General features: G+C 56.9%; 9 protein-coding genes. 6 read left to right on the top strand and 3 right to left on the bottom strand.

The annotated features are described in order from the left end of the window. Window positions 1-56: 56 nt before the first annotated feature. Window positions 57-1,040, bottom strand: coding sequence for a CapA family protein (locus ACOYNV_RS08830; RefSeq protein WP_422899398.1), 984 nt, complete (start codon window positions 1,038-1,040; stop codon window positions 57-59). Beyond that, window positions 1,037-1,495 carry a hypothetical protein gene (locus tag ACOYNV_RS08825; protein WP_422899397.1) on the bottom strand — a complete coding sequence of 153 codons (459 nt, stop codon included), beginning with the start codon at window positions 1,493-1,495 and terminating at the stop codon, window positions 1,037-1,039. Before ACOYNV_RS08825 ends, ACOYNV_RS08830 begins: the two co-directional genes overlap by 4 nt. Before the next feature lie 414 nt (window positions 1,496-1,909). Here ACOYNV_RS08825 and ACOYNV_RS08820 point away from each other — a divergent pair, with 414 nt between their 5' ends. The 5 genes from ACOYNV_RS08820 to ACOYNV_RS08800 all read left to right on the top strand — a co-directional run bounded on the left by ACOYNV_RS08820 (window position 1,910) and on the right by ACOYNV_RS08800 (window position 9,829). Continuing rightward, window positions 1,910-3,619 (top strand): ATP-binding protein, encoded by a 1,710-nt coding sequence (locus ACOYNV_RS08820; protein WP_422899396.1) that lies wholly within the window; start codon window positions 1,910-1,912, stop codon window positions 3,617-3,619. A gap of 237 nt (window positions 3,620-3,856) precedes the next feature. Continuing rightward, complete coding sequence (locus ACOYNV_RS08815; protein ID WP_422899395.1) at window positions 3,857-5,407, top strand: acyl-CoA carboxylase subunit beta; 1,551 nt, start codon at window positions 3,857-3,859, stop codon at window positions 5,405-5,407. A gap of 148 nt (window positions 5,408-5,555) precedes the next feature. After that, complete coding sequence (locus ACOYNV_RS08810; protein WP_422899394.1) at window positions 5,556-5,768, top strand: hypothetical protein; 213 nt, start codon at window positions 5,556-5,558, stop codon at window positions 5,766-5,768. 42 nt (window positions 5,769-5,810) lie between these two features. After that, window positions 5,811-7,781, top strand: coding sequence for a pyruvate carboxylase subunit B (locus tag ACOYNV_RS08805; protein WP_422899393.1), 1,971 nt, complete (start codon window positions 5,811-5,813; stop codon window positions 7,779-7,781). 164 nt (window positions 7,782-7,945) lie between these two features. Then, window positions 7,946-9,829: a potassium transporter Kup gene (locus ACOYNV_RS08800; protein WP_422899392.1), complete on the top strand. Its 1,884-nt coding sequence runs from the start codon at window positions 7,946-7,948 to the stop codon at window positions 9,827-9,829. 49 nt (window positions 9,830-9,878) lie between these two features. Here ACOYNV_RS08800 and aceB read toward each other — a convergent pair whose 3' ends face one another. Continuing rightward, a complete protein-coding gene (gene aceB, locus ACOYNV_RS08795) occupies window positions 9,879-11,477 on the bottom strand; it encodes a malate synthase A (protein ID WP_422899391.1) in 1,599 nt (532 codons plus the stop codon). 243 nt (window positions 11,478-11,720) lie between these two features. Between aceB and ACOYNV_RS08790 the strand changes: the two genes are divergently transcribed. After that, window positions 11,721-12,302 (top strand): LysR family transcriptional regulator, encoded by a 582-nt coding sequence (locus tag ACOYNV_RS08790; protein ID WP_422899390.1) that lies wholly within the window; start codon window positions 11,721-11,723, stop codon window positions 12,300-12,302. The last annotated feature ends 25 nt before the right edge of the window (window positions 12,303-12,327 follow it).

Below are 12,327 nucleotides of genomic sequence, written 5' to 3'. Positions count from 1 at the left end.
GCTGTAGCCCTTATGGACAGGCGATCTACAGCACAGGTGCCTGAACAGTGCCGTGTTTAAAGGCTCCCCGGCGTCACGCATTGCAGAACGCCTATTGACGCCCCTTCCAGGCCGCCTGTGCCACAGGGCATCAACTCACCCGGTACCGGGTACGGCGTGCCTTCCGCGTCCATCTGCGCCGCCACGGTTTCCCAGGCGAGCAGCCCTTGGCGGTCCAGCGTCAGGCGCAGCAACCAGCCGCGCTTCGCCTCCGGCGACTCAAAGCCGTCGAAAACGAAATTACCCAGGCTATAAACAATCAACTTGCCACGGTAATACTCGGCGCCTTGCGTGGCATGCGGATGGCCGCCAACTACTACGTCAGCGCCGGCATCGATCATCGTGCGCGCCAGTTGCCGCTGCCGTTCGCTCGGGTTGGGCTCAAGTTCCCAGCCCCAGTGCATGAAGGGGATGACCAGATCGGCCCCGGCCGCCCGCGCCGCGCGGATGTCGCTGACCACCTGACTGTCTTCGCTCCAGGCGATGCCCGGCCAATCCGGGCCGGCCTCGAACGAGCGTGGCTTGTACTCGTTGTAACTCAGTACGGCAATGCGCAAACCCTGGCGCTCGATCCACAGCGGCGCATGCGCGCTGGCCAGGTCGCGCCCGCCGCCAAAGTACGGGATGCCAGCGTGATCGAGATGACTCAGCGTTTCGAGGAAAGCCGCCTTGCCGTAATCGCCCGAATGATTGTTGGCCACCGCCAGCGCATCGAAGCGCCCCTTGAGCAGCGGCACCACACGCGGGTCGGCGCGGAAGGAAAAAATCTTGCTTTCGAGCGCCTTGCCGAGCGTGGCGATCGGGCACTCCAGATTGCCGATGGTGAAATCGGCATCGCGCAACTGCGCAGCGAACGGCGCGAAGGGGTCGCGTCCCGAGGCAATCACCTGCCCCGGACCGTCGTCGAGCAAGATATCGCCGACGAAGACCAGGCGCACCGGATCAGCCTGCGCGGCAGAAAGGGTGATCAGGGCCATAAGAAAAACCAGCAGATGTTTCATTGCGCGGCACTCCCGGCCGATTTTTCTGCCGTTGAAAGTTCACACCAGTACTGCAGTTCGCCGTCACGCATCGGCTCATAGACAAACTGCAAACCGCTAAAGCCGTAGGGTGCAGCAGCGTGGTCAATTGGCGGATAAGGGTAAGTCGCCTGATGAATCAGCAGCGGACCATCTTCACGCTGGGCGTAGGTATAGACCTTGATTGACGCCAGATCAGCCGGCTCTTCCTGAAACACGAGGCGAAAGTGGAAAAACGATCCCACCGCTATGCCCTTGGCGGCATAGGGCGATGACACCGGTAGCGCCACCAGCTGTTTCGTTTCACCGCCGTAGGTGTAATGGCAGATGATCTGCGCGGAATGGGTGGTAGCGGCGGCCGAGGTCGCCATCAGCGCCAGAACAGCACCCAGCACGGGGCCGGCATGCCGCAATAATTTTTTTCGGATGAAACGCACCACAATCTCCAGAAAAACAGCAACAATTGCACGGTTCGCCAGTATGTCGCCGAGCCGCGAGACTGGCAAATTCTGTCAAGCGCAGGCCAATGAACGAGCAACAAGCTTTGCTGCATGATTGATCAGTCGGTCAAAGCTTCCGGCATAAAACGCACGCCAGTCGATAGGGCCAAACTGAGGCCGGCACTGAAAAATTGCCTCGGAATTGCTAGCGGGATCGGCAAGGGCAGGCTATGCTTCTGGCAATGGTAACCATTGATTCGCTGAAAACCCTTGGTCCGCTTATCTGACCGAAGGAAATGCAGAGCCACCCTGCAAATAAATTGGCAGGCGTGCATTTTCGCGACCCATTATGACAATGGAGGCGATTGATTCGCTGCAGACCCGTAGCGCACTTATCGAGAAGAGAGGCTCATGAACCCGTCCGGCCAACTTAATAACGATGCCCAACTGCGTACGGCGGCCGAGGCGCAGTCTGCAAATGCTCCGCTGGCCGAGAGCCTGGCGCCCCCGGCCAGCGATTTGCTGCATGAGTTGCATGTGCACCAGATCGAACTGGAGATGCAGAACGAATCGTTGCGGCAATCCCAGATTGCCCTGGAAGAATCGCGCGACCGCTATGTCGATCTTTATGAGTTTGCCCCGGTCGGCTATCTCACCCTCACGCTCAGCGGCCGGATCTCGGAGATCAACCTTAACGGTGCCACGCTGCTCGGGAGAGAGCGAAAGAAGCTGCTGCACATAAGCTTCACCTCTTTAGTCGTTCATGAAGATCAGGATCGCTGGACCCGGCATTTCCTGAACGAAGCGCAAGGTAAAACGGAACTGGCGTTGCAACGTGGCGATGGTTCGGTCTTTCATGCACAACTGGACTGGCAACGCACCTCAGGCAATGCGCCCGGGGTACGCATTGCCCTGAGCGATATCACCGCCCGCAAGCTGGCCGAGGCGGAACTGATCGCCGCAAAACAGGCCGCAGAAAATGCCAGCCTGGCCAAATCGCGCTTTCTTGCCTCAGCCAGCCACGATCTGCGGCAACCGATACAAGCCATCAACCTGTTCAACGATGCTTTGGGCAGAACCAAGCTCAGTGAAGATCAGAAAAAGATCAGCGATTACCTCTCCCTGTCGGTTCGTACCTTGGGGGATCTTCTGAATGTATTACTCGATATTTCAAAACTCGATGCCGGCATGGTCCAGCCTTTTCCTGAGGAAATACTGTCCGAAGCCATTTTTGCCAGGATCGAAGCCGAATTTTCAGCCTTGGTGACGAAAAAAGGCTTGCGCTTGATGCTCTATTACCCGGCTAGAGGGATGAGGCTGTTGACTGACCCCGTTTTGCTCCAGAATTTGCTCCGTAACCTGATCGACAACGCCATTAAATATACCGAACAGGGCGGCATTCTGGTGGGCATCCGCCGACGCGGCAAGCGAGCGCTGATCCAGGTATGGGATACCGGGATCGGCATCGCCCCCGAGCACCTTGCGGATATTTTCGAGGAGTATTTCCAGGTCGGCAATCCGGCGCGGGATCGAGTGCAAGGCTTGGGACTCGGCCTCTCCATCGTCAGACGCCTGGCAAAATTACTCAATGCCCAGGTGAGTTGCCGCTCCCGCTTGGGCCGAGGTACTGTATTCGAGATCAGTCTGCCATTGGTTGAAGAGGTTGAAGCGCTGGCAAATCACGAGCGCTACCGGATACTGCCGACATCTGAAAACGACGAGGTTTCGCACGGTTTCGCCGGGCGAAGTGTGGTGGTCATCGAAGATGATTTCATTGTTGCACAGGCCCTCGAGTTTGCGCTGGCATCGCTCGGCATGAGCGTCATGACCTTTGGCCATGCCGAAGCCGCTTTGTCAAGTTCTGAAATCGCGCTTGCTGATTTCTATATTTCCGACTTTCGTCTTCCCGGAATGAATGGGATGCAATTGCTTGATGCCATTCAGCAGCGTTCGTCGAAGCCGATCAAGGCTGTTTTGTTGACCGGGGATGGATCACCTGACCGTATCCAGTTGACACAGTCTTCCCGCTGGACCGTGCTGTTCAAACCCGTCGATCTGCCAAAATTGTTGTCGGCCTTGGCGGCGCAGGATCATGAACGCTGCGAACCCTGCGAACGCTGAAAATTAACTGCCAGGCTGGAAATTGATCACGGCGATCAAGACTTCGGGGAACTTTGCCAATGACAATCATTCAAAAGAACAGTTCCTCTCTTTCGTCGAAAACGGCTAGAATCGCACTCCTGAAAATGGCTGTGACGTCGATTAGCGACGGAACCCGCTTGATGCGGAACCTCGGGTATCTGAAAACCCCGCTGGGTTCAACACTGAACACAGATTTCTCCTTCTCAGGGACATAGAATGGATACGAACAAGCAACTGGATCACCTCCTGCAACTCCGGGCAGAAGCCTGTCTGGGCGGGGGGCAGGAAAGAATTGACAAGCATCACGCAATGGGGCGTTTGACTGCCCGGGAACGGATAGATCTGCTTCTCGATCAGGACTCATTCGAAGAGTTCGACATGTTCAAAATCCACCGCTGCCGGGATTTCGGCATGGAGGAGACGGTCATTCCGGGTGACGGTGTGGTCACCGGTCACGGCACTATCAACGGTCGGATTGTTTACGTTTTCGCACAGGATTTCACTGTCCTTGGCGGTTCGCTATCTGAGACCTTTGCCGAGAAGATCTGCAAGATTCTGGATCTGGCCATGAAGAACGGTGCTCCGGTTATCGGCCTGAACGATTCGGGCGGCGCGCGAATTCAGGAGGGTATCGAAAGCCTGGCCGGGTATACGGAAATTTTCCTGCGCAATGTGATGGCCTCTGGCGTCATTCCGCAGATTTCCGCCATCCTCGGGCCCTGCGCCGGTGGCGCCGTGTACTCGCCGGCGCTGACTGACTTCGTCGTCATGGAGCGGCTCAACTCGTACATGTTCCTGACCGGCCCCAAGGTGGTGAAGTCGGTGACCCATGAAGACGTGACCGTGGAAGAACTGGGCGGTGCTGACATGCACTCCTCGCAGAGCGGGATTTCAGACTACGCTGCTGACTCGACCGAAGATGCCATCATTTACATCAAGCGGCTGCTGTCCTTCCTGCCGCAGAATAATTTTGAAACGGCGCCCATCTTGCCGTGTTCCGATCCGGCGGATCGGCGGTCAGAAGTCCTGCACACGATCATCCCGGACAATCCGAACGCCGCGTATGACATGAAGGATGTCATCCGTGAGACGGTCGATAACGGCGATTTCTTTGAGATCAAGGAGCAATTTGCGCCCAACCTGCTGGTCGGCTTTGCCCGCTACAACGGGGTAAGCGTCGGCATCGTCGCCAACCAGCCGGCTTATCTTTCCGGGGTGCTCGACATCGATTCGTCGATCAAGGGAGCGCGCTTTGTGCGGTTCTGCGACTGTTTCAACATTCCAGTCGTCACTTTCGTCGATGTGCCCGGATTCCTTCCGGGTACGGCGCAGGAATACGGCGGCGTGATCCGTAATGGTGCAAAGATGCTCTATGCCTATGCCGAGGCGACCGTGCCAAAGGTGACGATCATTACGCGAAAGGCCTACGGTGGCGCCTATTGCGTCATGTCGTCCAAGCACTTGCGCGGGGACATCAACTACGCCTGGCCGAGTGCCGAAATCGCCGTCATGGGCTCAAAAGGCGCAGCCGAAGTTCTTTATGGTCGCCAGGCCAGAGAATCCGGGGACCCCGCCGCCTACCTGGCGGAAAAGGAAGAGGAGTACCACGAAACCGTTGCCAACCCCTATATCGCTGCACAACGGGGTTACATCGATGACATCATTATCCCCTCCAGGACGCGCGCCCGGATCATCAAGGCGCTGGGGATATTGCAGAACAAGCGTGACACCAATCCCATGAAGAAGCACGGAAACATTCCGATGTGATTACCGTGAAAGTCGCGCTGGCGACTCTCGAACCTCCCCTCGCCCTCTGGGAGAGGGGTCGGGGTGAGGGAAACGGGCAGGACTTTCATGATTTGGGGTGCCTTACAAAGTCATGCCCGTTTGGTGGTCAAGTTTAAGGGGTGAAATAATGCAGAAAGCAGGAAAAAAAGTAGCGGCGGCACTGGCGGCAGTACAACTCTACTTGCAGCAGGAAGAAGAAGCGGCCAGTTATCAGGCTGAACCGCTATCTTCGGGTAGTAATATTCCGACCGATCCAGGTCAGTGGGCGCAATCTGGGCGCATGGAAATGATGAGCGGGCGCCGGATGGTTCAGTTGCGGGCATTTTCCAACGCTAGATAGCGTTTCAGTATCCAATTTCAAAGTCCTTGTGGGAGCAGACAGATGAGCGACAACCTAGTAATGACCGCAATGAATTACGCCAGTGATCGTCCGCCAGCAAGTAATCCGGTGAAGATCATGGATCTTAGCCTGCGCGACGGGCATCAGTCCCTGTTTGCTACGCGTGGGCGTACCGAAGACATGATTCCGGTTGCCGAAATGCTGGATGAAGTCGGCTTCTGGGCCCTCGAGACATGGGGCGGAGCGACTTTCGACACCATGCACCGTTTCCTGAACGAGGATCCGTGGGAGCGCCTGCGTACGCTCAAGCGCTACGCCAAGAAAACACCGTTCAGCATGCTGTTGCGTGCCCAGAACCTGGTTGGCTATCGCAACTACGCCGATGACGTGGCGACGGCATTCGTCGACCGTTCGGCGGAAAACGGCATGGATATTTTCCGCACTTTCGATGCGCTGAACGACTACCGGAACTTCGAGACGGTCGTCAGGCAGATCAAGAAGAGCGGCAAGCATTTTCAAGGCTGCATCTGCTACACCCTGACCGAGCCGCGCCTCGGCGGCGATGTTTACAACCTCGACTACTACGTGGGCAAAGCCAAAGAGCTGGTGGATATGGGGTCCGACTCCATCTGCATCAAGGATATGGCCGGCATGATTGCGCCGTACGATGTGTATGAGATGGTCAAGGCGCTGAAGGCTGTCGTGACGGTTCCTATCCATCTGCACAGCCATTTCACTTCCGGCATGGCGTCGATGAGTCAGCTCAAGGCGATTGAAGCGGGTATCGACATTATCGACACCTGCATGACGCCTTATGCCTATCGCACGTCACATCCGGCCATCGAGCCGCTGGTGATGACCCTGCTGGGAACCAACCGCGATACCGGTTTCGATATCCGCAAGCTGGCGGCGATCAACGAAGTCCTCGAGAAGCAGATTCTTCCCAAATACAAGCACCTGCTGGACGACTCCAAGATTTCGATCATCGACATCAACGTGCTGTTGCACCAGACGCCGGGCGGAATGCTCTCCAACCTGGTCAATCAGTTGCGCGAAATGGATGCACTGGACAAGATCGACGAGGTTTACAAGGAACTGCCACGGGTTCGCAAGGATCTCGGCCAGATTCCCCTGGTGACGCCGACCAGCCAGATTGTTGGCGTGCAGACGGTCAACAACGTGCTGCATGACACGCCTGAAGAGCGTTACAAGATGATCACCGGTCAGGTGAAGGATCTGTGTTACGGCTTGTACGGCAAGACGGCCGTTCCGATCGATGCTGAAGTGCAGAAGAAAGCATTGAAAGGCTATCCGCGCGGCGAAGAGCCAATTACCTGCCGTCCGGCCGAAGTGCTTGAGCCCGAGTTGGAAAAGGCCAAGGCGGAAATCGGCGATCTGGCCGTCGACATGGACGACCTGCTCATCTACGCCCAGTTCCCGGTGACCGGCAGGAAATTCCTTGAGTGGAAATACGGCAGGGCCGAAGTTCCGGCCAGCGTCAAGCCGATCACCATGGAATCCGTCAAGAAACTGGATGAACTGGTCAAGAAGGCCAAGGCCGGCGAACTGGTTGAACGCAAGACCGATACCCCGGCCAAGTCGGAAAGGGTACGCACCTTCAACGTTTTCCTCGACAACGAATACTTCAATGTCGAAGTGGACCCGACCGGCGATGTTCCGGTGATGGCCGCGCCGCGGGCGGCGGTGGCTCCAGTTTCTGCGGCCGCTCCGGTCGCGGCGCCCAAAGCTGTGGTAACCGTTGCTGCGGCTCCAAACACCAGTCCAGCCGCTGAAGCACATGGCACGCGCATGCTGGCGCCGATGCCGGGAATGATCATCAAGTACCTGAAGAACGTTGGCGATGTCGTCACCAAGGGCGAGGCTATTGTGGTTCTCGAAGCCATGAAGATGGAAAACGCGCTTGTTGCGCCCTGTGACGGGATCGTCAAGGGGATCAAGTTAAAGAGCGGCGACACCGTGGCCAAGGGGGCGGTGCTCTGCTTCATAGAGTAAGCGTCACGCGCATTTGATACGCGTAAATGAAATGGGGAGTGGGGAGTGAGGCGCTGTATGCTCCTCACTCCCCACTTACCATTTTCTAGTCACCCTTTTGCAGCTATCGAAGACCCGGGAAGCCAGGCATGGGTAAGGCTCCTTGTTTGAAAGTGACGCTTTAAATGCCTCAGGCAACAATTCAGAGCAAGCCGCAGCAGGCAATTCTTGCACTGGCAGCACTCGGCGTGGTTTATGGCGACATCGGCACCAGTCCGCTGTACACCATGAAAGAGGTATTCGCCGGAAACCATCCGATTCCGTTGACTCCCGAAAACGTGCTTGGCATCCTTTCGCTCATCCTCTGGTCGTTGATCATCATCGTCTCGATCAAGTATGTAGTGTTCATCATGCGTGCCGACAACCGGGGCGAGGGTGGCATCATGGCGCTCATCGCTCTGGCGCTGCAAGACGCCAAAGGCAAGCCCAGGCGCCAGCGAGCGATCATGCTGGCCGGGCTACTGGGGGCCGGGATGTTCTATGGCGATGGGATGGTCACTCCGGCCATTTCCGTACTCTCGGCACTGGAAGGGCTCGAGGTGGCGACCCCCGCCTTCCACGCCTTCATCATTCCGGCGACGCTGGTGGTGCTCTTTGTCCTTTTCTTTTTCCAGCGCCGGGGCACGGCTTCGGTTGGCGCCCTGTTCGGTCCGGTGATGATGATCTGGTTTGCGACGCTGGCGGTGCTTGGCCTATACAATATTGCGGCAAGCCCTGGTGTGTTGAGGGCGATCAACCCCACTTACGGCCTCTGGTTCCTGTTTGAAAACCGAGCCATTGCCGTCGTGGCGATGGGGGCTGTGGTGCTTTCGGTTACCGGAGCAGAGGCGCTGTATGCAGATATGGGGCATTTCGGAAGCAAGCCGATCCGTCAGGCCTGGTTCTGCTTCGTGCTTCCGTCGCTGATCCTCAACTATTTCGGGCAGGGCGCCCTGCTGTTGGTCGATCCATCGGCGGCGGTCAATCCCTTCTATCACCTGGCACCGGAATGGCTGCTTTACCCGCTGGTCGGCCTGGCCACGCTGGCCACGGTGATTGCTTCTCAGGCCGTGATCTCGGGCGCTTTCTCGGTTTCCCGGCAGGCCATGCAGCTTGGTTTTCTGCCACGTATCGAGGTGCAATTCACTTCCGAGAAAGCGCAGGGGCAGGTCTATCTGCCTGGTGTAAATTGGGGTTTGTTTCTCGCCGTGGTGATTCTTGTGCTCGGCTTCAGATCTACCAACAACCTTGCCGCCGCCTACGGTATCGCGGTGACCGGCGACATGGTCATCACTTCGGTTCTGGCGACCTTTGTTGCTTGCAAGAGCTGGGGCTGGGGCTGGGGGCGCTCGGTTGCTCTTTTTTCGGCTTTCCTGGCGGTCGAGTTGACCTTCCTGTTTGCCAATGTCCTGAAGATTCCCGATGGTGGCTGGTTCCCGCTGGCTGCCGGTTCTCTGGTCTTCTTGCTGATGAGTACCTGGAAGCGTGGCGGGCAGTTATTGACCGAGCGGACAAGTGGTGAGGCGATCAAGCTGGAGAGCTTTATCGATGCCCTTCTTGTGGCCATGCCAGCGCGCGTTCCCGGCACCTCGGTATTCATGACCTCAAGCAACGACCATGTTCCGAATGCCATGCTGCACAATCTGATGCACAACAAGGTATTGCACGAAAGGGTGCTGATTGTCTCGGTACAGGTGTCTGATGTGCCCTATATTCCGGAGCTTGAGCGCGTCGAGATCAGCGAATTGAAGGGTGATTTTTACCGGGTGACGGTGCATTACGGTTTCAAGGATGAGCCCGACATTCCACAAGCGCTAATGCTGTGTGCCGCCAAAGATCTGGCTATTGACATGATGGAGACTTCATTTTTCCTTGGCCGCGCGACCCTGATCCCGAAGGTGGGGTCAGGAATGGCTTTATGGCGCGAGAAACTCTTCGTGTTCATGTACCGCAACTCAAGCAGTGCAACGAGCTTCTACAAGATCCCGAGTAATCGGGTGGTGGAACTGGGGACGCAGGTGGTGCTTTAGAGTGAGTGGAGAGCAGGCTTTTCCCCACTCTCCAATTCTTGCGTAAAACTTACTCCATAGCTTCGTACAGCGGCAGCGTCAGGAACTCGGGATATTCCGGCGACAGGCTCATCTTGTCGAAGATGACTGCGGCCTGGTCGTAGGTAGCGGTGTCTTCGCCCTGGGCGGTAACGGTCGCTTTGACCTTCGGCAGTTCTTCGGCAATCATTGCCCGCACCATTTCAGCCGTAACCTTGCGCCCGTCATCGAGCTTGCCCTTCGGCGAAACCACCCACTGCCAAACCTGCGAGCGGGCGATTTCAGCGGTGGCGGCATCTTCCATCAAATTGTGGATCGGCACGCAACCATTGCCGGCCAGCCAGCTTCCCAGATAGTGAATGCCGACGTTGATGTTGTTGCGAACGCCGATTTCGGTGATTGGCTGCTCGGGCTGGAAGTTGAGGAAGTCCTTGGCGGTGAAGGTTTCAGTGCGCTGCTTTTCCCACTGATTCGGACGCTCACCGAGCACCTTCTGAAACTCTTCCGCAGCGATCGACACCAGGCCTGGGTGAGCGACCCAGCCGCCGTCAAAACCATCGTTGGCGTCGCGCGTCTTGTCGTGACGAATCCCGGCCAGCGCCTTTTCGTTGGCTTCCGGATCGTTCTTGATCGGGATCAGCGCGCTCATGCCGCCCATTGCCGGCGCACCGCGCTTGTGGCAGATCTTGACCAGATGCAGCGCGTAGGAGCGCATGAACGGCACTTCCATGGTGATCGCACCGCGATTGGCCAGGCAGAAATCCTTGTTCTTCTTGAACTTCTTGATGCAGGAAAAAATGTAGTCCCAGCGCCCGGCATTGAGACCGGACGAATGCTCGCGTAATTCGTACAGGATTTCTTCCATCTCGAAGGTAGCGAGAATGGTTTCAACCAGCACGGTAGCCTTGATGGTGCCTTGCGGCAGGCCGATATGATCCTGGGCCATGACAAAAATGTCATTCCACAGGCGGGCTTCGAGGTGCGATTCCATCTTCGGCAGGTAGAAGAAAGGTCCGGCGCCGCGTGCAACCTGTTCCTTGGCGTTATGAAAGAGGACCAGGGCGAAATCGAAGATGCCGCCGGAAACGCGTTGACCATCGACAGTCACGTGTTTTTCGTCGAGGTGCCAGCCACGCGGACGAATCTGCAGGGTGGCGATCTTCTCGTTGAGCGTGTATTCCTTGCCGACTTCGTTCTTGAACGAGAGTTCGCGGCGGATGGCCTTGTAAAGATTAACCTGACCCTGGATCTGGTTTTCCCACTTCGGGCTGTTCGAATCCTCAAAGTCGCTCATGTACGAATCAGCGCCGGAGTTGTAGGCGTTGATGATCATCTTGGCTTCGACCGGGCCGGTGATTTCGGTACGGCGGCGCTCCAGTGCCTTTGGTAGCGGTGCGATCTTCCAGTCACCGGCGCGGATGTGCGCCGTCTCGGGCAGAAAGTCGGGCATTTCTCCGGCATCGATGCGGGCTTGGCGAGCAACACGAGCCTGCAGCAATTCCAGGCGGCGGCTATTGAAGGCACGGTGCAACTTGGCAACCAGCGTCAGCGCGTCGGCGGTGAGGATGGTTTCGAAACCGGGCTGAATTGGCGCATTGATTTGCACGCCGGAAGGCAGATTGAGACTCATGGCAACTCCTTGTGATGATGGTTAATAAATCAGTTTCGACGAAATGAACGAGAGTCAGGCTGGCGCCTACTTTAACCAGCAGATCGTGCTGCTGGCAAGAAGAGCATTACTGGCAATTGAAACGGTTTCCATAGGAGGTGTTAGACCATGTCTTATAGAAGACTGAAGTGTATTACACCAAAGATCGTAATGGAAGGCGTACAAAATACAAATGATCTTTTACTAAAAGTATAATATTGAAATATGAATGCTTTTAAGCAGATCGAATCCTTTGTCTCAGCGGCGATGCGCGGCAGTCTCTCGGCCGCTGCCCGCCTGGAAGGCGTGACACCGGCGATTATAGGGCGTCGTCTCGATGCCCTGGAAGAACGTTTGGGCGTACGACTGGTGACGCGTACGACGCGCAAGTTGTCGTTGACCTTTGAAGGCCAGGCCTTTCTTGAAGACTGCCAGCGCATCCTCAACGAACTGGCCAACGCTGAAGCGTCGGTCAGCCTGGGCGGGGTAAAGGCCAGCGGGCATTTGAGGTTGTCAGCGCCGGCCGGCTTCGGGCGCAGGCACGTAGCTCCTCTGGTCAGCGTTTTCATGGCCGCCAACCGCGAGGTGAGCGTCGACCTCGATCTCTCCGACCGGCTTGTCGATCTCCTTAATGAAGGCATCGATTTTTCCGTGCGCATTGGTGAGCTCAGCGATTCGAGCCTGATTGGCGTTCGCCTTGGTGAAATGCGGCGCATGGTGGTCGCAGCGCCGGCATATCTGGTGGCGCACGGTATTCCGCTGGTGCCGGCTGATCTGGCTGTGCGCGGCGCCGTGAAACTACCATGAATTCGGCAACTTGAAAGTGCCAGTG

This window comes from Propionivibrio sp., assembly GCF_049316945.1.
Lineage (GTDB): Bacteria > Pseudomonadota > Gammaproteobacteria > Burkholderiales > Rhodocyclaceae > Propionivibrio.
Note: the sequence above shows the minus strand (reverse complement) of the source record. Positions and strands in the feature narration are given on the sequence as shown.